Raw genomic sequence first — 19,506 nt, forward strand, 5'->3', positions numbered from 1 at the left:
CGGCCGCCCACGGCACGCGCCGCCGGACCCGATCCACGGGTCCGGCGGCGCGTCGTTTCCACCGGGGCGGCGCAGGGCCGGCGCGGGCCGGCCGGCGGCTCAACTGCCGGGCTGCCGGCCCAGATAGGCCACCAGCCGATCGCTGGGACTCGCCTGCGGCGGGACCGGGACGGGCGCGGCGAACAGCAGCGGCCGCGCTCCGTCGTCCACGAACAGCGGAGCCCACTCCAGCATGGCCAGGGCCAGCGGTGTGGGGATCGCCCGCCGCGTCCCGCAGGACTCGGCGATGTCCCAGCCGTGCACGGCGATCTCGACGGCGCCGACGAAGGCGACCGTCTGATCGGCGAGCGACAGCCCGCCCACCTCCATCTCCGGGCGGCCCGCGGCCCTGTGCCGCCAGGCCAGGAGCAGGTCCAGGGCGCCGTCCCGGAAGGCGGCGACCCGGTCGGGGACGCCGCTCGCACCGGGCGGCCGGGGGCGGCGGTCGGGTGGTCCCAGCCCGATGCAGTGGCTCTCGGCGCCCTCGCGGAGCGCGGACATCGACTCGTTGACATGGCACAGCAGCATGTCCAGGTCCCAGCCGGCGCAGGGCGTCGGGCGGGACAGCGCGTCGGAGCCGACGCCCTCGACGGCCCGCAGACCGTAGTGGACGGCGTCCTCCAGCAGCCGGACCGCCTGCGTCAGACCGACCATGACGGCGCCGGCGGTGTGGCGGTGTGCAGTTCCCTGGGCAGACCGAAGAAGGGGAACAGCGACGGGTCGCGGAAGGCGATGATCCGGGCGACCCGGTGTCCGCGCAGCGTGAGCAGTTGCAGGGCGTGGGCGTGGTAGCGGCCGTCGGCGCCGAGCCAGTAGGTGGCCATGGCCGGCTGCCCGTCGTTCGCGGTGGTCTGCACCAGCCGCTGGGCGCCGGAGCGGGTGAAGACGCGCTCGCCGAAGAACCGGCCGACCACGTCGCGCCCGGCGAACCAGACCGGCTCGGGCGGCATCTCCAGCCGTACGTCCTCGCGCAGCAGGTGGAGCAGCGCGTCGACGTCGGCGTTTTCGAATGCCTTGGCGTAGCGGTCCAGCAGCAGGCGGTTCTCCCCGTCCAGCGAGTCGCTGATGTCGTCCTCGGCGGGCGCGATCTGCTCCAGCTGCGCGCGGGCGCGCTGCAGTGCGCTGTTGACCGCCGCGGTGCTGGTGTCGAGCAGCTTGGCCACCTCGGCCGCGCGCCAGGCCAGTACGTCCCGCAGGATCAGCACGACCCGCTGCTTGGGCGGGAGCTGCTGGAGCGCGACGATCAGCGCCAGCCGTACGCTGCCGCGCGAGGCGACCACGGCGGCCGGGTCCGGCGGGATGTCCGGGAGCGGCTGGACCCAGGGGATCTCCAGGCCGGCCGGATTGAGCGGGCCGGTCGGATCGTCGCTCGCGGTGCTCAGGCCGGCCGGCACGAAGCGGCGGCTGTGGTGGTCGAGTGCGGTGAGGCAGGCGCTGGTCGCGATGCGGTACAGCCAAAAGCGCAGCGAGGACCGGCCCTCGAAGCCGTCGTAGGCGCGCCAGGCGCGCAGATACGTCTCCTGGACCAGATCCTCCGCGTCCTGGACCGAGCCCAGCATGCGGTAGCAGTGGGCCAGCAGTTCGGGTCGGAACTGGGCGGCCCGGCGCACGAAGGCGTCCGCCGGCATCTCCGTCTCGGCCTCCTCGACAGGTCGCTGGCCACTCAACGTGTTCACCAGAACTCCCCCCAGGTCAGTGTGATGCACCTCCACCCAATAAAGACCTGTCGCGGACGGAAAACTCATCGCTCGCCGCCCGCCCGCTTTCCGGCCCCTGCTCCCGGACATGCTTCCGGCCCTGCTCAAGGCCCTGCTCAAGGCCCTGCTCAAGGCCCTGCTCAAGGCCCTGCTTCCGGGTGCGGGACCGACCGGCCGTCGGGGGTGCCCGGGATGTCCGGGCGCCCCCGACGCGGTGGGCGTCACGCCGCGGGGTCGCGCACCGTCCTGGCGGCCGGTGCGGGCCCGGCGGCCCCGGCCGCTGCCGCGGTCCAGGAGCCGACCCGCCGGGCCGCGGTGAACGCCGCCCAGGACAGCAGCCCGAGCAGCTGGGTGTCGTCGCGGTGGCCGATCCGGTAGGCCACCACGTCCCGCTCGGTGACCTGGTGCGGGGCCAGCGCGGCGAGCAGCGCCAGCCGGGCCGCGGGCTGCTCGGCCGGCGGCAGGTCCCGGCCCGGCACGTCGGCCCAGGCCGCACTGAGCGGCATGGTCTCGCCCTGCCAGTCGCGTACCGCCTGTTCCACCACCGCCCGGGCCCCGGTCGGTACCGCGCGGTCGGCCGCCCGGTCGAGGGTGGCCGCGACCCAGGCCAGGGCCGCCGAGATGGCCGGCGAGCCGGACGCCCACGCCAGGTCGGCGGGGAGCGGGGCGGCGGGGGCCGTCCGCAGCCCGACCGACGCACCGGCCGCGTTGACCGCCCCGACGTTCTTGGCCATCATCTTGCCCGCCACCCGGCGGGAGATGCGCTTGGCGCGCTCCGAGCCGGGCAGGAAGCTGCCGTTCAGCAGCACGTTGATCACCCGGTTGAGGAAGTGGAAGTACACCAGCACCCCCATGAACTCCGGGGTCTGCTCCGGGGTGAAGGGCGCACTCGTGGTGGCGGTGGCCGCCGCGGAGGTGGCGCGGGCCCACCGGACCAGGGCCTGGTACTCCCCGGACACGTCCTGGGTGCCGCCGCTGTCGAGCAGTTCGCCGGCGAACTGGGCGGCGCCGCCCCCGTAGAGCATGATCGTGTGGGCGTCGACGCAGAACGGGCACTCGTTGAGCTGGGAGACGGTGGCGGCGATGGCCTCCTTGGCCACCCGCGGTGCCGCACCGGTGGCCAGCAGGGGTTCGCGGAATCCCGCCCAGGTGGCGGCGAGCAGTTCCGGGTCGGCGGAGAACATCGTGACCGCCTCCACCAGCCGGCCGACCTCGTGCTTGGACTGGCTGTACACCTCGCCGACCACCCCGGTCGCGGCCCTGGGGGCCACCGGGGTGACGTACTTGACGATCTCGGGCATCTGGGTCTCGCTCCTGTCCTGGGATAGGGTCCGGGCGCCTATGCGGCGCCGGGCAGGAGGCGGTGGAAACGGCCTCCGTGGAACAGCAGGGCGTGCTCGCCGGTGCCGTGGCCGAGGTCCAGCACCGAGCCGAGGAAGATGGAGTGGTCGCCGCCGTCGTAGACCGCGGCGAGCCGGCACTCCATCCAGGCGAGCGCCCCGGCCAGCACCGGAACGCCGGTACGGGGTCCGGGCACCGAGTCGACGAGCGCGAACTCCTCTTCCCCGCGCGGCCTGCTGTGGCTGGCGAAGTAGGTGGCCAGCGGCTCCTGGCCGGAGGAGAGCACCGAGACGGCGAAGACCTGGTCGCGCAGGATGACGTCGTGGATCGCCGCGGTGCGGTCGACGCACACCAGGTTCAGCGGCGGTTCGAGGGACACCGAGGTGAAGGAGTTGGCCGTCATGCCGAGCGGCGCGTCGCCCCGGGCCGTCACCACGGTGATGCCGGTGGCGAACGCCCCGAAGACCGAGCGCAGATGGCCGCGCTCGTGCCGGGGCTCGCCGACGGCCTGGATACGGGTCCCGGACCGGAGCTCGGCCGGGACGGTGGAACCGAGGATCTGATCGGCACTGGTCACGGTGTCAGCTCCGTCCCGGTGCGGTGGTCACGGGCTCCGCGCGGCCGGCTCCGGCCGGCAGCCGGCCGGGCAGCACCCCGGGGCCGGCGTAGGGGGCGAGCGCGTTCAGCAGGGCCTCGGGCACTTTGGACGGCCGGGTGTCGGTGTTCGGGCCGCGCATGCACGCCACCCGCTGCCGTCCCCGGGCGATCAGGTCCTCGGCCCCGTCCTCCCGTACCCGTACGTAGTCGAAGGCGAAGCCGATCTGCGTCTGGGTGAGGTCTTCCAGGCGCATCCGGATGGACAGTTCGTCGAAGGCGGTGATCTCGGCGAGGAACTCGCACTCGCACTTGAGGGTGAACAGCTTCAGGTCGTCGCGGATGTCGGCGAGGACCGCCGGTGCCCGCTCGCGCAGGAACATCTCCCGGCACCGGCCCTGCCAGCGCAGGTAGTTGACGTAGTAGACGTTGCCGACCAGGTTGGTCTCCTCGAAGCCGACCAGATGGCGGTACTCGTAGTAGGGACTCGGCATCAGACACTCCCTTCGGCGCACAGGGCGAACACCACCGGCTCGCCCGCCGATCGCAGCGTGGTGGCGAATGTGGCCACCGTGGAGTCGCCGGACCGGAGCATCACCCAGCGGCCGTTCCCGGCGGCGCCGGCGGCGACCAGCTCCACCCGGGCGTGGCCGGTCTTGCGCAGGCACTCGATCGCGCACCAGACCCGGGTTGCCGCCAGGTCCGGACTCTCGCCGTTCTCCTGAGCCAGCAAATCGGCCAGGGCGGCGCCGTCCGCGCCGAGCAGTCCGGCCCAGTCCTCGGCGGCGCGGCCGATGACCGGCTCCACGTCGCAGCCGACCTGCCCCGCTCCGGAGACGGCGAGGGTCACGCCCGCGCCGTGCGAGGCGGAGATCCCGGCCCCGCCGATGCCGGTCGCCTCGGGCTTGCCGTCCGGCCGGTAGCGCACCTCGGCCGGGGCGCCGAGGGCGATCCGGACGGCCGCCGCGGTGGCGGCGCGGCGGGCGGCGACTCCTTCGAGCGGCCCGTCGGGGTCGGCGTGGACGGCCACCCGCAGCTCCTGCGGCAGGAACTGCTCGGTGCGGCGCTGCAGATAGGGGCCGAGCAGGGCCGGCACCCACGGCCCGGCGCCGTCCTGCTTGCGGACCGCCTGCAACCGCAGTCCGGTCCAGCGCTCCAGCAGCCGCCCCTCGGGGTCGGTGACATCCAGGTCGTAGAGGTAGGTGTCGCCGGTCCGGGACCGCTCGGTGGCGTGCAGCACCAGCTTGTCCAGGCCCTGGACCGCCGCCGGGTCGGCCAGGTGCAGCCGTTCGATCCCGGCGGGCAGCAAGGTGGCGTCGGGGACGCAGCACTGCAGGGCGTGCATCATCGTGTCGCGGGCGCCCGGGTCGGACAGCAGCAGGTCGCCGGGGTGGAAGGTGCCGAACCAGGTCGCGCCCGAGTGGGAGGACACCTCGGCGACGCAGCCCTTGGCCTGCAACTGCCGGTAGCCGAGGAGTTGTTGGAAGCGGCCCCCCTGGAAGAGCACCGGACCGTAGAGCTCGGTGTGCGGGTCGAGGGCCAGCAGCGGTTCGGTGGCGATGCCCGGTGAGACCTCCGGCAGCCGGTCGCCGTAGTCGAGCACCGCGCTGAAGTGGTCGGCCTTGAAGCCGGTCTCGCTGCTGCGGATCACCGCGCGGACGGTGCGGTCGTCGTCGGCGAGTACCGCGACGCGGATGGTGGTGCTGCCGTCGACGGGGACGACGATCGGCCGCAGGAACTCCATGTCCCGCAGGGTCGGGACCGTGTCGCGTCCGGTGAGGGCGCGGGCGGCCTGGGTCATGGCCTCCATGCCGAGGACGGCGGGGAAGAGCAGGTCGCCGTCGAGCAGGTGGTCGGGAAGGTACAGGTCGTCGGTGGCCGACAGGTCGGCGTCGGCGACCAGTTCCACCCCGGCGTAGTGCACCTGCACGCGCTCCAGGAAGCGCAGCAGGGGCAGTTCGCGGTGCGGCAGGGTCAGCGTCGGCAGGCCCTCGGCGCGGCCCATGACGACGACCGAGGTCGGCGCCGCGGGATCGGCCAGCAGCTGGCCCAGGACGGCGATGCCGTGCTCGGGGGAGATCGGCGCGATGCCGTCGCGCATCAAGGACTCCAGCACGCCGAGGCGTTCGCCCATGCCGGCGCCCGACCAGACCGACCACTCCAGGGCGAGGCAGCGGATGTGCGGGTGCTGCTCGTGGACGCGTTCGGTCAGGTCGGTGAGCCAGTCGTTGGCGGTGGCGTAGTCGCCCTCGCCGCGCAGGCCGGCCCGCCCGATGATGCTGCCGAAGGTGATCAGCAGCTTCAGGTCGGCCGGGTCGGTGGCGGCGAGCACCGCCTCCAGTCCGGAGATCTTCGGGGCCAGCGTCCGGCGGAACGAGGACTCGTCCAGATTGACCAGGCCCTGCGGTTCGTTGCGGCCCGAGCCGTGCAGGACCGCGGTCACCGTGCCGAGCCGTTCGGTGGCCGCCGAGACGGCGGCCTTGACCTCGTCGGCGGAGGTGACGTCGGCCCGCAGATAGGCGAAGGTGACGCCGGCCGCGCGCATCCGCTCCAGGTTCATCGCCAGCTCGGGGTCGGTGGCCGGGTCGGAGCGGCCGAGCAGCGCCAGCGAGGCACCGGAGTCCCGGGCCAGCGCGAGCGCGCACTCGGCGGTGATGCCCTTGCCGCCACCGGTCACCAGCAGGACGTCCCCGGCGGTGAGCGCTTGGCTGCCCGGCTCGGCCGCGCCGGCCGGCGCCCCGTCCGGTGCGGCGGGCTGGAGCGGGCGCAGCACCGGCACCGTACGGCCGCCGGAGCGGTCGTAGAACACCTCGCTGAAGCCGCTGGTGGCGGCCACGTCCGCGCTGATCCGCCGGACCCAGTGCCGTATCTGCTCCGCCGACAGGTCGCCGGTCGGGGGCAGGGTGACGAGGGTGGTGGCGACGTCCGGCGACTCCAGGTGCAGGGTCTTGGCCAGTCCGGCCGCGCCGCGCCGGTGGCCCACCGCCACGAAGCGGGTACCCGGCTGGGCCAGCACGGCGCGGACCGCCGCCAGCATCAGCGGGGTGTGCTCCTCGTCGGTGTCCTCGGGCAGGCACAGCAGGACGCCGGAGCCGAGCGGGCGGGCGCTGAGCTCGGCGGCCAGCGCCTCGGCCAGCGGGTGCCGTTCGGAGGAGAAGAGCGTCCAGCTGCCGGCGGCGGTGTCGAGGGCCGGGCCGGCCGCGGCCGGTGTCCGGTCCACCGCGAAGGCGCGGACCCAGGGTCCGACGCCGGGCGCCGTGTCGGAGCCGGCCGCGTCGGCGGCCGTCTCGGTGGCGGCGAGTTCGTCCAGCATCGCGGCCAGTTCGGCCAGGGTGGAGGTGGCCATCGCCGAGGTGGCCAGCGGGGCGGTCACGCCGAGTTCGCGGGAGGTCTGGGCGAGGATCTGGCCGACGGTGATCGAGCTGAGGTGCAGTTCGTCGATGGCGTTGCTGTCGGCCCGTACCGCTTCCAGGGGCAGTTCGGCCCGTTCGGCGGCGAGCCGGAGCAGGATGTCGAGCGTGCTTTCGCCGGGTTGGCCCGCGGATGCGGCACCGGCGGCCTGGCCGGCCGGCTGCTCCGCGGCGCGGCCGCCCCTCGCGGGGGCGGTGGCGGTCGCGCCGGCGGTGACGGTGGCGGCGGTGGCGGGGATGGCGGTGAAGTCCCCGTCAGGCGCCGATTCCGTGGGGCTGGCCAGGAACTGGAACACCTTGTCCAGCGGGAGCGGCCGGGTGAAGCGGTCGGCGAAGAGGGCCTCGGTGCTGACGGCCGCGCCCAGCGCGTAGGCCCCGGCCAGCACCTGGAGGGTGCCGGTGAGCGAGTCGCTGTCGGTGTCCATGGAGATCACCGGTACGTCCGGGCAGATCTCGGCCGCCAGGCCGCGCAGGATCCGCCCGGGTCCGACCTCGACCAGCAGGTCGGCGTCGGCGGCGAGCGCGGTCAGCGCCTGCTCGAAGCGGACCGGCTGGACGACCTGCCGCTCCAGCAGTTCCGCCACATCGGTGTCGGCGGCCAGCACGGAGCCGGTCACCGTGGAGGCCACCGCGCCCCGCAGCGGGGCGAAGGTCTCGGCGGCCAGGTGGGCGCGCAGCGCGCCGGCCGCCGGGGCGACACCGGACGAGTGGAACGCGTGCGAGACGGCGATCGCCGACACGTCGAGTCCCAGGCCCGCCGCCTTGCGGCTGACCCGGGCGACGGCCTCGGCCGGTCCCGAGACCACCGTCTGCTGGGGGCCGTTGACCCGGCGATCACCACCGGCTCCCCCGCCAGCAGCGGAGCGACCGCGCCCGCGTCGGCGCGGACACCGGCCATGGTGCCGTCGCCGTCGCTGGCCTCGCGCATGATCCGGCCCCGGGCCGCCGCGGTCCGCAGCAGCGCGGCCTCGTCCAGCGCGCCCGCCCAGTGCAGGGCGGTGAGCTCGCCCAGGCTGTGGCCGACCGCGCCGGCCGCGCGGACCCCGAGCGCGTCGAGCACCCGCAGCCCGGCGGCCGAGCCGGTGGCGATCCTCGGCTGGGCGACGGCGGTGTCCACCGGGTCGCCGTCCGGCAGCGGGTTGTCCTCGTACAGCGCGTCCACCGCGGCGAAGCGGCGGCGGATCGCGCCGCCGTCGCCGCGCCGTCCGGCGCCCTGGCCGGGGAAGAGCAGGCCGATCCGCGGGGCGCTGCGGGTGTTGCCGAGGAAGATGCCGTCCTTGGTGTCGACGGCGGTGCGGGCTCCGTTGTCCAGCAGGGTCAGCAGCTTGCCGAAGCGCTGCGCGGCCTCCTCCGGGCTGCGGACGACGACGGCCGCGCGGACCGGCCGGCCGGCCAGCCGCTGGTGCAGGGCGGCCGCCAGGTCGGCGAGTTCGGCGTAGGACAGCTGGGCCGCGAATTCGGCGAGGTGGGCCACCTGGCCGCGCAGGTCGACGGTGCTCTGGGCGTCGAGCAGCAGCACCTCGGCGTCCTGCCGGGAGCGGACCAGTCGGCGGGTGACCCGGCCGAGCGCCTCGCGGGGGGCGCCGTCGGCGTGTTCCACCACGATGTGCGCGTTGATGCCGCCGAAGCCCATGGAGGAGACCCCGGCGCGGATGGCCGCGCCCTGCGGCCACAGCTCGGCCCGGTCGGGCACCCGGAGCACCGGGCGGTCGCCGAGCAGCACGGGGTGGTCGGTGACGTGGCTGGTGGCCGGCGGGATGACCTGGTGGCGGACCGCGAGGATCGCCTTGATCAGACCGGCCACGCCGGCCGCCGCCTTGGTGTGGCCGAAGTTGCCCTTGACCGTGCTGATCGCCGCGGGCACCCCCGCGGGGTCCGCGGCCAGGCGCTCTTCGGTGAAGGCCCGCAGTTCGGTCTCGTCGCCGACCGCGGTACCGGTCCCGTGGCCCTCGATGTAGCGGACCGTGTCGAAGCCGAATCCGGCGGAGGCGTAGGCCCGTTGGATGGCGAGCCGGTGACCGCTGGCCTCCGGACGGGTGATGCCGCCCTTGCCGTCGGAGGAGTAGCCCCAGCCGGCGATGGTGGCGTAGCGGAACAACCCGCGCGCCACCGCGTCCTCGTCCCGCATCAGGACGATCATGCCGCAGCCCTCGCCGGGCCAGAAGCCGTTGGAGTCCTTGTCGTAGACCTTCATCTCGGTCTTGGCCAGCGCGCCGGTCTTGGCGAAGCCGATGACCTCGAAGGGGTCGATGCTCAGGTCCACACCGCCGGCCAGCGCCACGTCGAGCTGACCGCTGACCAGCGCGTTGCAGGAGGTCGCGACCGACAGCAGGGACGAGGAGCAGGCGCCGTCGACGGTGAAGCCGCCGCCCTTGAAGTCGAAGTAGTTGCACACGCGGCCGGCGATGGTGTTGGCGAGGCCGCCGGCCAGGGTGTCCTCGTCGATCGGCGGGAACGGGCTCTTGTAGCGTTCCTCCAGTTCGCCGAGGAACTCGCCGAGCCGGGTGTCGTCCCAGCCCTGCTCGCGCAGCGCGGCGCCGACGGTGCGCTTGACGTAGGGCCAGCGCAGCCGCATCAGATTGGCGCGGCTGAACTCACCGGTGAGGGTGTTGCCGATGATCACGCCGGTGTTGGAGCCGGCCAGGCCGGCGCCGTCCGGGAAGCCGGCGTCCTCCAGGGCGCGGGCGGCGGTCTCCAGGGCGAGCCAGTGGGTCATGTCGGTGGAGCGGAAGGTGCTGCCGGCGATCTTGTGCTTGATCCGGTCGAAGGTGAAGCCTTCGAGCACGGCGGCCTTGTCGGTGTAGAAGCGGTCCGGCGCGGCCGGATCGGGCGAGTAGTAGTCCTCGCGCCGCATCCGGACATCGGGCAGTCGCCGGAAGGCGCGGCGCCCGGCGAGCACGTTGCGCCACAGGTCCTCGGGTCCGTCGGCGTCGGGGTAGCGGCAGGCGATGCCCACCACGGCGACGCGGCCGTGCTGCGGGGTGCTCACGCGGCCACCGCCTCGGCGCCGACCGTGCTGTCCGGCAGGCCCGCCGCGGGCGTCCGGGCGGCTTTGCGCCGCTGGTAGAGCGCGGTCATCCACCAGCCGATGCCGCGCGAGGCGCAGACCACGGTGGTGGCGAAGAACAGGGTGTAGACGACGTTGAACTCCATCAGGACCGCGTAGACGGCCGCCACCGACCCGCCGAACATGAACTGGTTGCGGAACCTGGACGGTGTGGTGCCGGGGTCGGTGATCATGTAGTTGGTGAAGAGCACGAAGGCGACACCGGTCATCGGCCCGAAGGCGGAGAAGAGCGCCACGTGCCAGATCGCGTGCCGCACCAGGGCCTGGATGAAGAAGCCGCCCATCCAGCCCATGATCAGGCCGACCCGCTTGGTGAGCACGCCGTTGATGACGGTGCCCGCGGTGGCGATGATGATCGGGATCATGACCCGGAAGAAGGTGTCGGCCCGCTCGGTGAACTCGTACGGCGGCGCGATGCTGATCCAGGAGCCGAAGCACACCAGCGACACGGTGATGCCGAAGTTCGACGGGTTCATGAAGTGGCGCATCCGGCCGGCGATCGGGGCTTGCAGCGCGTGCTTGCCGGCCACGCCGACGAACACGCCGAAGATGACCGGCATGATCTGGTTGTTGGCGTAGAGCAGCATGTTCACCGCGAGGGCGGTGATGTGCGAGGGGAGCAGGAACTCGTACAGGCCGCGGGCGCCGTTGCCGCGGAAGCGCGGCTGCCGCTGCTGGGCCCAGGAGCTGATCACCTCGAAGATGATCTCGGTGGTGTAGGCGGTGGCCACCGCGATGAAGGGCCACAGCCAGGGCTGTTCGAAGCCCAGCACGGTGTAGCCGAGGATGTTGAAGATCGAGATGCTGATGGCGAAGTTGCGCAGCGCCAGATAGCGCGGATCGGTGTTCTTGGCCCGCTTGGCGGGCTGCTTCGCGTGGGCCGGCGCGGCGGGCTCGTCGGGCGAGGCGCCGCTGGACGACTGTTCGAGGACGGTGTTGGTCATCGGCTCGAGATCTCCTCGGCGTCATTGGACAGCTGGAGGGAGTGGCTCCCGGGAGTGAGCTGCAGCGTCTGCTGGTGCAGAACGCCGCTCGCGTCGTGCCATTTCAGAAGGACGGAGCTGGTGCCGCTGAACGAGCCGAGGCCGAAGCGGACGTCGAAGCTGCGGAAGCCGCCGTGGCCGCCGCCGCCGTCGAGTTCGGCGACCTGGGTGCCGTTCGCGTTGGTGATCGTCGCGGTCGCGCCGTAGACGGGCGAACCCGGTCCGGCCAGGCCCTGGTCGGGCGCGGTGCCGTCGAGGGCCGGACGGTAGAGGCTGAGGTTCAGGTAGTTGCCGAGCTTCGGCGCCTTGTTGGCGTAGAAGGCGGGCGCTCCCCACTGGCGGGCGACGGCGAAGTCCAGCGCGCCGGTGCCAGTGGTGTCGGCGGTGGCCATGGCCCGGGTCGGGGTCGGCACCGCCAGGCCCAGCTGCTTGCTGATGTCGGCGTACTTGCCGCTGGAGGTCTTGGCGTAGAAGGCCAGGGCGTTGTCGCCGGCGACGTCGTCACCGGGGCCGACGTTGGGCCACATCGCGGGGTTGACCAGCAGGTCGTCGTTGGTCATGGCCATCTCCTGCAGCCACGGCCACCGGTCGATGTGCCCCTTGACGAAGCCGTCGGCCTGGATGACGTCCAGGTCGCCGTTGTTGAGGAAGTCGCCCATCTTGACGTCCCAGCACCAGCCGGTCCACGCCAGTCCGTACTGCTGGGCCTCCTGCTTGAAGGGGGCGATGCCGTCGCTGAGCTTCGCCTTCATCTGGGCCTGGTCCTTGGCCTTGTTGATCCAGACGAAGTTGCTCTCCTCCAGGCCCCATGCCTGGTCGATGTTGCTCACCGTCATGTCGAAGCTGCCGTTGTGGTTGATGTCGCCGAAGTCGACACCCATGCCCTTGAAGGAGTCCTTGCCCAGGACGAACGACTTGGGGGTGGTCGGGGTGCGCTGGCCGGTGGCCTCCTTGAAGGAGATCTTCCCGGGCGTGGAGGTGTTGTAGAGCAGGTGGTCGTGGCCGAAGTCGTTGGCGATGAACAGTTCGGGCAGCCCGTCGCCGGACAGGTCGGCGCCGGAGACGGCCAGGGTCCATCCGCTGGAGTCCTGGAAGTCCATGGCGTCGTGCTCCTCCACGTAGGAGGCGGACGGGTGTGTCCCGGTGGTGGCCCCGTACCAGCGCAGTACGTGGTCGCCGCCGGCGTTCTTGGCGCTGGACAGGGAGTTGTTCATCGACACGTTGGCGAAGCCGTGCGGATCCAGGACGTCGGAGTCCGGGAAGTAGTTGCCGATGACGATCGCGGGGTGGCCGCTGCCGTCCAGGTCGCCGACATAGGCCGCGTCGGTGTTCCAGCGCGGGCCGTGGTACTTGCCGTCGGGCGCGGCGGAGGGCACCAGCTCCTGGGCGGTGTAGGCCGCGGGCGACAAGGTGGTGGCGTTGGAGTTGGCCAGGAACAGCACGGGGGTGCGGCCCCAGTAGGTGGCCAGCAGGTCCATCCGGCCGTCGCCGTTGAAGTCGCCGGGGGTGCAGCCGGTCGGCGCCATCGTGTCGTCCATCGGGATCTTGCCGGCGTCCAGCACGAACGGGGTGAACCGGTCGGCGGCGCGGGCGGTCGGGGTGTACGTCACCACCAGCTTGTTGGTGCGGGTGTCGACGATGCACATGCTGTCGGGCAGGCCGTGCCCGGTCAGGTCGTTGATGGCGATGCTCGCGCCGACCGAGGAGATCCAGGCCCGGATCTTCTCGTAGGCCGGGTTGACCTGGCGGATCGTGTTCATTTTCTGGTTGTTGTAGCCCGGCGGCATGGCGATGGGCATCTGCTGGAACTTGTAGTTGTCGGCGGTGTTGCCGGCGTCCGGTATGGCCACGGCGCTTTGGACACCGAAGAACAGGCCGGTGGCGACCAGCAGGGTCGCAACTCCCGGGACGAGTCTGCGCAGGCGCTCTCTACGTTCCATCACGTTCTCCTCATCGACGGGGATGAGCCGCGCTCAGCGGAAGTGCTGCTGGATGCGCTGGCGGAAAACCTCGTAAGCGGGGACCGCGCCCTCGTCCTCGGGAAGGTCGATGACGCACTTGGCCGCGATCTGGGCCGCCTCGTCGGCGGTCATGCCGCAGAAGATCTGCGCGGCCATCTCGTTGTGCTCGGTGATCAGGCCCGACACCTCGCGGGCCCGCAGGGCGAACACCGCCCCCTGGGAGACCTCCGGCCGGTACGCACCGGCGCCGCGCAGCAGCGCTTCGAGGTCGTCGGCGCCGACACCGCCGGCGTAGGACGCGGCGAGGCCGGCTCCGGACAGCAGATCGGGGTGCCGGCCGGGCGGGAAGCCCTTGATCCTGGCCAGCAGGCGCTCGACGTCGCCGCCGCAGACGAACCACATGCCGCGGCCGACGCCCTGGTCGATGGCGCGCTGGGTGTAGGCGGGGTTTCCGGGATACGGGTAGCCCTGGCCGACGAAGTGCCGGTCGACCCACTTGGGGTGGTGGAAGAAGGCCTCGTGGAAGCCGTAGCCGTCCATGATGAGCCAGCTCAAGGTGGGGTGGTCGGCGAGCTTGCGCGGGTCGGGCAGTGCGCGCCGCCACATCGCCCGCGGCAGCCGGGCCAGTGCGAAGCCGACACCGAGGTAAGCCATGAAGATGTGCCGGGAGCCGGGGCCGTCGTCGAAGCCGGGGCCGGCCAGGAAGGTCTCGGTCAGCCGGTTGCCGGGGGACGGTGACATGGCGTCGCGCAGGGCCAGCGCCATGGCCGCGCCCTCGAAGGCGAAGCCCTGGTACTCGCGCTCCAGCGTCCGCAGCCGGGTGACGATCTCGCCGTGTCCCGAGTGCTCGATGGCGAACTCGAAGCCGACCAGGAACTGGAGCGCGCTCATCTCCAGGCGGGCCTTGGCATCGGGGCTGAGCGCCTCGAAGCCGCGGGTCTCGAAGGTGATCTCGGTGGTGGCGGGGGTCACCAGGCGCTTGCGGACCGACCCCAGGATGGTCGTTGACATCAATCATTCCTCATCGGAGAAGACGCAGGGGACGGCCGCGGCCCCGGCCCCGCCCGCCGGTCGTCCGGCGGTCGGGAGCCGGTCGCCGGCGCGCGGGGCGCCGGCGGTGGCGCGCTGAGCGGTGCCGCCGGGCGGAGGCTAGGTGGTCGCGAACTGGGCGGGCTTGCGGCCTTCGCCGGCCGGACCGCGGTAGGCCTGGGCGATGTCCAGCCAGTGGTCGGCCAGGGAACCGGTGGCCGTCAGCGCGAGGTCGTCGCGGTGCCGGCGCCGGGTGATGAGCAGGCAGAAGTCCGCGGCCGGACCGCTGACCTTCTGCTCGGCGTCCTCCGGGCCGAAGGCCCAGACCTGCCCGGAGGGCGCGGTCAGTTCGAAGCGGAACTCCTCGGCGGGCGGCTTCTCGCCCCGGGCGAGGTAGCCGAAGTCGCGGGTCCGGGTGCCGAAGAAGGCCAGGTGGCCGATCCGGTCGGTGGGGACCCGGACCAGGCCCAGCGCGTCGAGGATGTCCTGGCCGTGGGCGTAGACCTCCATCATCCCGGCCGCCGCGAGCACGCCGGACGGCAGCGGGTTCACCAGCCACGGCACGATCGCGCCGGCCGGCAGCGCGGCCAGCGCCCGGTCGGCGGCGGTGCGTTCGGCGCGCCAGCGCTCCAGCAGCTGCTCGGGCGGGTCGGCCAGGTACTCGGTGAGCTTGGCGTCCACCGTCCCCTGGAAGTCGCTCCTGGCGGGGACGGCGGCGGCCTCGAAGGCCGCCGGGTCGCTCACCGCGAGTCCGGCCAGGTGGGCGATGAAGGCCAGGTGCGCGATCTGGTGGGCGATGGTCCAGCCGGGGGAGGGCGTCGCCAGGTCCCACTCGTCCGACGTCAGGTCGGCGACGACGGCGTCGAGTTCGTCTCCCTCGATGACCAGGTCGGTGAATACGTCCTGCATTGCGGGCACGTCTTTCCCCTTCGATGAGGGATGAACGGAAAATTTGCTCTGCTGCGGTCCCGAACGACGGGCACCGCACTGTCCCGTGTCACGGCGTCACTGGGAGGCCGATCTGGTGGACGATTCTCCGGGCCCGGCTTGACGGTGACTTCTCTGTGCTTGCTTTGGTTTTGTCGGTGGTACGGGAAACGTGCTCGGGCACCTCGAATAATGCGATCTTGCGGCGGTCCACAAAACGGATGGATCGGTGGCGGTGCACGGTCCGGCACGGGACTTCCTGATCACCCGGGGCGTGGTTCCCGCGCCGAGAGCGCAATACGGAAGATGCGTCAGGTCCGGCCCGCACCAAGGATGTCCTCCAAGAGCGCCAGCCGCGTGGTCACCCGACCCCCGGCGCCTCGCACCGACAGGAAGGCAGCGCACCATGACCGAAGTCGAGACCGCCGTCGGTACCACTCTCACCGACGCGGACAAGGCGGCCATCGGCGGCCTCGCGGCGAGCATCAGCGCAGCGTGGGCGGCACAGAGCGGTGAGCAGTTCGCCGCCGTCTTCACCCCCGACGCGACCGCGCTCCTGCCCGGGGACGTGTTCCTCCAGGGCCGGCAGGAAATCGGCGACTACATGGCGAAGGGCTACGCCGGGCCGTACAAGGGCACCGGGGTGGTCGGCAAGCCGCTGAGCATCCGCTTCATCGACGGGCACACGGGCGTGATGGTCACCGAGGGCGGAGTGACCCTGCCCGGCGCGGACACGGTTGCCCCCGCGCAGCTCATCCGGGCCACCTGGGTGTGTGTCAAACAGGACGGTGAATGGGCTATCTCCGCCTACCAGAACAGCCCCGTCAATCTTCCGGGCGCCTGATTAGCACCTCGATAAATCCGTCGGCTCGCAGAGGAAATACGCCTCGGCGGGCCGACCGTTGAGGGCGTTTCGAATCGCCCATAACACGGATGGGAGAAATGCTGTGCAATCGGCTGAGGATCCGGACGGAGCCGAGTGGACCGCGACACTCGAAGCGTTCGCGGACACCATCATTCCGGGTGAAAAGCGGTCACCGGACGACCGGGCGATAGCCGGCGTCTCCGAAGGCGGTGGAGCGGTCGCGGCCGGTGCACTGGCGCTGCTGGAAATGCCGGAGGGCGGCATGGCTCCGATGCTGGAGGATCTCGCCTCCTCGCTGGACACCTACGCGGAGAAGTACCGCGACGACCACGGTCTGGGCGTCGACGACACGGCGCCGCCCTTCGTCACGCTGGAGTATTCGGACCGGGTGGCGCTGGTGGAGGAACTGACCCTGCCGGGGCACCCGGAGAAGGTGCTGTGGACGGGTCTGGCGCTCTTTTGCAACATGGCGTTCGACACCGGCGCGCACCTGCACACCACCGAGGCGATCGCAGCCGGCCACGTGGGGCTGCTGGCCATCGGCTACCAGCCCCCGAACGCCGACGGGCTGTGGCGCTTCCCGGACTTCTCCTACCGCAAGCCGCTGGCCGAGCTGCACCCCGACACCATCGCCTCCGGGAGTCTGGCGTGACGACGAGCGAGCAGACGGACGCCCTGATCATCGGCAGCGGCTTCGGCGGCGCCATCGCGGCCTACCACCTGGCGGCCGGCGGCGCGAAGGTGACGGTGCTGGAGCGGGGCCCCTGGCTTCAGGCGCAGGACTTCGACCACGACTTCCGGCTGGGCACCTCGTCCACCCGCGCCTTCGAGTTCGTCGTCGGCGACGGGATGAGCGTGCTCAGCGGCAACTGCGTGGGCGGCGGGTCGGTGGTGTACTTCGCCGCCATGCCGCGGGCCCCGCGCTTCGTCTTCGAGCGGCAGGGCAGCATCGGCCGGCGGATGTGGCCGGGCAGCATCAACCGCGACGCGCTCGACCCCTGGTACGACCGGGTGGCCGAGGCACTGCCCATCACCCCGTCGGACTGGAACACCGCGACGTACGCGGGCGGCCTGTGGGCGGCGGCCTGCAACGCGGCGGGACACACCGCCAATCCGCTGCCGACCGCGATCGACGACGCGCTGTGCACCAACTGCAACTGGATGATGTCCGGTTGCCGTTTCGACGCCAAGCGCTCGCTGCTGCTCAACTACCTTCCGGCCGCGCAGGCGCACGGCGCCGAGATCCGCCCGCTGCACGAGGTGCAGAAGATCACCCGGACCGAAGGCGGCGGTTACCGGGTGCACTACGAGACCGTCGACGAGGCCGACTACCGGGAGCACCCCGAGCGCGGCACCATCGACGCGAAGATCGTCATCGTCGCGGCCGGCGCGGCGGCGACCCCGGTGATCCTGCAGCGGTCCGAGCCCGAACTCGGGCCGATGCCGCACGGGGTGGGACGGTACTTCTCCGGCAACGGGGAGCGGCTGAACACCGCGGTGCTGGACGAGGACAAGGTGCGCGAACTGCTCGGCCTCAGCCGGGACGAGAGCGTGGCCTTCGCCGCCAACCAGATCGGGAAGGGGCCGAGTGTCGCCTCCTGGGACTATCTGGACGGCTCCCGCCCGGAGTTCGAGCGGTACTCGCTGGAGCAGCTGTACTTCCCGCCGGGCCTCGGCACCATCCTGGCCCAGGTGCCGGACGCGACCGGGCCGACCTGGTTCGGCAAGGAGAAGAAGGAACTGCTCAAGCACTGGCAGTCCTGGATGACCATCTTCACCATGTCCGAGGACGACAACGAGGGCGTCTTCGGACCGCCCCCGGAGACCGGCAACTCCGACCGGATCTCGCAGCAGATGCTCGGACTTGGCACAATCAGCTACCAGCCCACCAAGAACACCCGCCGCGGCTGGGAACTGTCCGACGCATCGGTGAAGGAGATCCTGGAGCGCGATGGGCTCGGCAGGGTCATGCCCTGGACCAACGACGTGGTGGGGGCGTACACCGTCCACCCGCTGGCGTCCTGCCGGATCGGCGACGACCCGGCAACTTCCGCCCTCGACGACCGGCACGAACTGCGCGGGCATCCCGGCATCTTCGTGACCGACAGCGCGGCGGTGCCCGGTGGACTGACGGTCAATCCCGCCTTCACCGTCGCGGCGCTCGCCGAGCGGGCGATGCCCGGCATCGTCAAAGCACTCCAGGACCGCGGGGTTTCGGTGAGCTACGGCGCGCCGTCGCCGGACGGAGAGACCAGCGCCCGCCGTGGCACCGCCGCGCTGGCCGCGGATCTCGCGCACTGACCGCGGACCGGCCGGCCGCGGTGGACCGACCGGTCCGCCGCGGCCTCGCCGCAGCACCACCGGCACGATCCGTCCCGGCCCGGAGCCCTCCGGAGCGCCGGGAGCCGTCAGGAATTCCGCGGAACGGCGCAACGGTCCCGATCCACAGAGGGCTCCGGGCGGCACAGCGGCCCGGACCAGTCGCGCGAGTTCCCCGGGAACCGATTCCCGGGGAACCGAAAGAAACGGGGAGCAGTCGTGAGAGCCCGGCTCGTACGGACCAGCCTGAGGGAACTCTCCCTCGTCCAGATCCGCCATGTGGCGAAGGTCCCGTTCCGCACCTCCGAGCCGGTGGTGTCCCGGGTCTACCGCGACGGAGAGCGGGAGTTCGGCGTACTGGCGCCGCCGCTGGCCCTGCACGCGCCGAGCCCGGAGGTGACCGCGGCCGTCTGGATCATGCTCCGGGAATCGCTGGTCAGCCCGGGCCTGGTCGGCCGGCGGGAAAAAGAAGCGGTCGCGGCGATGATTTCCGACGCGAACACGTGTCCTTATTGTGTGACGATGCACACGTCGATGTGGGCAAGCCTGGGCGGTGAGGCCGAGGCATCGGACGTGGCCGGCTGGGCCAGGGCCAACGCGACCCGCGGGTCGGACGAGGACGGCGATCCCGTCCCCTTTCCGGCCGAACACGCCCCGGAACTGGTAGCGGTGGCGGTACTGCTGCACTACCTCAACCGGATGGTGAACATCTTCCTGGGCGATGCCCCGCTGCCGCCGAAGGTGCCGGTACAGGCACTGCGGGTCGTCGGGCCGGTGCTCAACTGGCTCCAGCACGCGGCCGAACGGGACACCGCACATCCCGGCTCCAGCCTGGACCTGCTGCCGCCGGCCCCGCTTGCCGAGGACCTTTCCTGGACGGGCCGGAACACCGTGCTCGTCCAGGCGTTCTCGCGAGCGGCCGCCGCGATCGACGCGGCCGGCGAACGCGCCCTGTCCCAGCCGGTCCGCCGGCTGGTCCTGGACCGCCTCAAGGTCTGGGACGGCCGGCCGGTCGGCATCAGCAGGGGCTGGGTGGACGGCGCGGTCGGGGAACTGGCCGCCGCGGACCGGGCGGCGGGGCGGCTGGCACTGCTCACCGCACTCGCGTCCTACCAGATCGACGACGAGGTGATCCGTGGTTTCCACGCGGAGACGCCGGACGACACACGGCTGATCGAAGCGACGGCGTGGGCCGCGATGGCGGCGGCCCGCGAAGCCGGCGCGTGGATGCGCACCTGGCGCTAGGCGGCCGGGGCACCGGCACATCCGGTGCC

General features: G+C 72.1%; 14 protein-coding genes and 1 pseudogene. 4 read left to right on the plus strand and 11 right to left on the minus strand.

The features are described 5' to 3' along the window. Window positions 1-99: 99 nt before the first annotated feature. The 11 genes and pseudogenes from GA0115240_RS15520 to GA0115240_RS15565 form a co-directional block, all read right to left on the minus strand. A complete protein-coding gene (locus GA0115240_RS15520) occupies window positions 100-693 on the minus strand; it encodes a TIGR03086 family metal-binding protein (RefSeq protein ID WP_093737265.1) in 594 nt (197 codons plus the stop codon). After that, a complete protein-coding gene (locus tag GA0115240_RS15525; RefSeq protein ID WP_256069823.1) occupies window positions 681-1,715 on the minus strand; it encodes a sigma-70 family RNA polymerase sigma factor in 1,035 nt (344 codons plus the stop codon). Before GA0115240_RS15525 ends, GA0115240_RS15520 begins: the two co-directional genes overlap by 13 nt. A 242-nt stretch (window positions 1,716-1,957) precedes the next feature. Further along, a complete protein-coding gene (locus tag GA0115240_RS15530) occupies window positions 1,958-3,037 on the minus strand; it encodes a carboxymuconolactone decarboxylase family protein (protein WP_093737267.1) in 1,080 nt (359 codons plus the stop codon). A 38-nt stretch (window positions 3,038-3,075) separates the two neighbouring features. After that, window positions 3,076-3,654, minus strand: coding sequence for a flavin reductase family protein (locus tag GA0115240_RS15535; protein WP_256069824.1), 579 nt, complete (start codon window positions 3,652-3,654; stop codon window positions 3,076-3,078). Window positions 3,655-3,658: 4 nt separating this feature from the next. After that, window positions 3,659-4,165: an acyl-CoA thioesterase gene (locus tag GA0115240_RS15540; RefSeq protein ID WP_093737268.1), complete on the minus strand. Its 507-nt coding sequence runs from the start codon at window positions 4,163-4,165 to the stop codon at window positions 3,659-3,661. Then, entirely contained in the window at window positions 4,165-7,887 is a 3,723-nt protein-coding gene (locus tag GA0115240_RS39235) for an SDR family NAD(P)-dependent oxidoreductase (RefSeq protein WP_346267945.1), read from the minus strand. The genes GA0115240_RS15540 and GA0115240_RS39235 overlap by 1 nt, the downstream gene beginning before the upstream one ends. A gap of 125 nt (window positions 7,888-8,012) precedes the next feature. Next, window positions 8,013-10,163, minus strand: a pseudogene (locus GA0115240_RS39240) (beta-ketoacyl synthase N-terminal-like domain-containing protein); the annotation flags it as partial. Then, on the minus strand, window positions 10,067-11,092 hold the full coding sequence (locus GA0115240_RS15550; RefSeq protein WP_093737269.1) for an enediyne biosynthesis protein: 1,026 nt from the start codon (window positions 11,090-11,092) through the stop codon (window positions 10,067-10,069). The gene GA0115240_RS15550 and the pseudogene GA0115240_RS39240, both read right to left, overlap by 97 nt. After that, a complete protein-coding gene (locus tag GA0115240_RS15555) occupies window positions 11,089-13,071 on the minus strand; it encodes a CRTAC1 family protein (RefSeq protein ID WP_093737270.1) in 1,983 nt (660 codons plus the stop codon). The genes GA0115240_RS15550 and GA0115240_RS15555 overlap by 4 nt, the downstream gene beginning before the upstream one ends. Before the next feature lie 33 nt (window positions 13,072-13,104). Continuing rightward, window positions 13,105-14,103 carry a DUF1702 family protein gene (locus tag GA0115240_RS15560; RefSeq protein ID WP_093737271.1) on the minus strand — a complete coding sequence of 333 codons (999 nt, stop codon included), beginning with the start codon at window positions 14,101-14,103 and terminating at the stop codon, window positions 13,105-13,107. Window positions 14,104-14,241: 138 nt separating this feature from the next. Further along, on the minus strand, window positions 14,242-15,039 hold the full coding sequence (locus GA0115240_RS15565) for a TIGR03084 family metal-binding protein (protein ID WP_370673342.1): 798 nt from the start codon (window positions 15,037-15,039) through the stop codon (window positions 14,242-14,244). Between the two features lie 415 nt (window positions 15,040-15,454). Here GA0115240_RS15565 and GA0115240_RS15570 point away from each other — a divergent pair, with 415 nt between their 5' ends. The 4 genes from GA0115240_RS15570 to GA0115240_RS15585 all read left to right on the plus strand — a co-directional run bounded on the left by GA0115240_RS15570 (window position 15,455) and on the right by GA0115240_RS15585 (window position 19,477). After that, on the plus strand, window positions 15,455-15,892 hold the full coding sequence (locus GA0115240_RS15570) for an SgcJ/EcaC family oxidoreductase (protein ID WP_093737273.1): 438 nt from the start codon (window positions 15,455-15,457) through the stop codon (window positions 15,890-15,892). Window positions 15,893-15,995: 103 nt separating this feature from the next. Beyond that, window positions 15,996-16,565, plus strand: coding sequence for a DUF5987 family protein (locus GA0115240_RS15575; RefSeq protein WP_093737274.1), 570 nt, complete (start codon window positions 15,996-15,998; stop codon window positions 16,563-16,565). Beyond that, entirely contained in the window at window positions 16,562-18,214 is a 1,653-nt protein-coding gene (locus tag GA0115240_RS15580) for an FAD-dependent oxidoreductase (protein ID WP_093737275.1), read from the plus strand. Before GA0115240_RS15575 ends, GA0115240_RS15580 begins: the two co-directional genes overlap by 4 nt. Before the next feature lie 237 nt (window positions 18,215-18,451). Beyond that, window positions 18,452-19,477 carry a carboxymuconolactone decarboxylase family protein gene (locus tag GA0115240_RS15585; protein WP_093737276.1) on the plus strand — a complete coding sequence of 342 codons (1,026 nt, stop codon included), beginning with the start codon at window positions 18,452-18,454 and terminating at the stop codon, window positions 19,475-19,477. Window positions 19,478-19,506: the final 29 nt, after the last annotated feature.

The sequence above is a fragment of the Streptomyces sp. DvalAA-14 genome, from assembly GCF_900091855.1.
Taxonomy (GTDB): domain Bacteria; phylum Actinomycetota; class Actinomycetes; order Streptomycetales; family Streptomycetaceae; genus Actinacidiphila.

Excerpts from the sequence above, each read along its gene's own strand:
- GA0115240_RS15520 (WP_093737265.1), bottom strand. The coding sequence starts at position 693 with ATGGTCGGTCTGACGCAGGCGGTCCGGCTGCTGGAGGACGCCGTCCAC.
- GA0115240_RS15530 (WP_093737267.1), bottom strand. The coding sequence starts at position 3,037 with ATGCCCGAGATCGTCAAGTACGTCACCCCGGTGGCCCCCAGGGCCGCG.
- GA0115240_RS15540 (WP_093737268.1), bottom strand. The coding sequence starts at position 4,165 with ATGCCGAGTCCCTACTACGAGTACCGCCATCTGGTCGGCTTCGAGGAG.
- GA0115240_RS15550 (WP_093737269.1), bottom strand. The coding sequence starts at position 11,092 with ATGACCAACACCGTCCTCGAACAGTCGTCCAGCGGCGCCTCGCCCGAC.
- GA0115240_RS15555 (WP_093737270.1), bottom strand. The coding sequence starts at position 13,071 with ATGGAACGTAGAGAGCGCCTGCGCAGACTCGTCCCGGGAGTTGCGACC.
- GA0115240_RS15560 (WP_093737271.1), bottom strand. The coding sequence starts at position 14,103 with ATGTCAACGACCATCCTGGGGTCGGTCCGCAAGCGCCTGGTGACCCCC.
- GA0115240_RS15570 (WP_093737273.1), top strand. The coding sequence starts at position 15,455 with ATGACCGAAGTCGAGACCGCCGTCGGTACCACTCTCACCGACGCGGAC.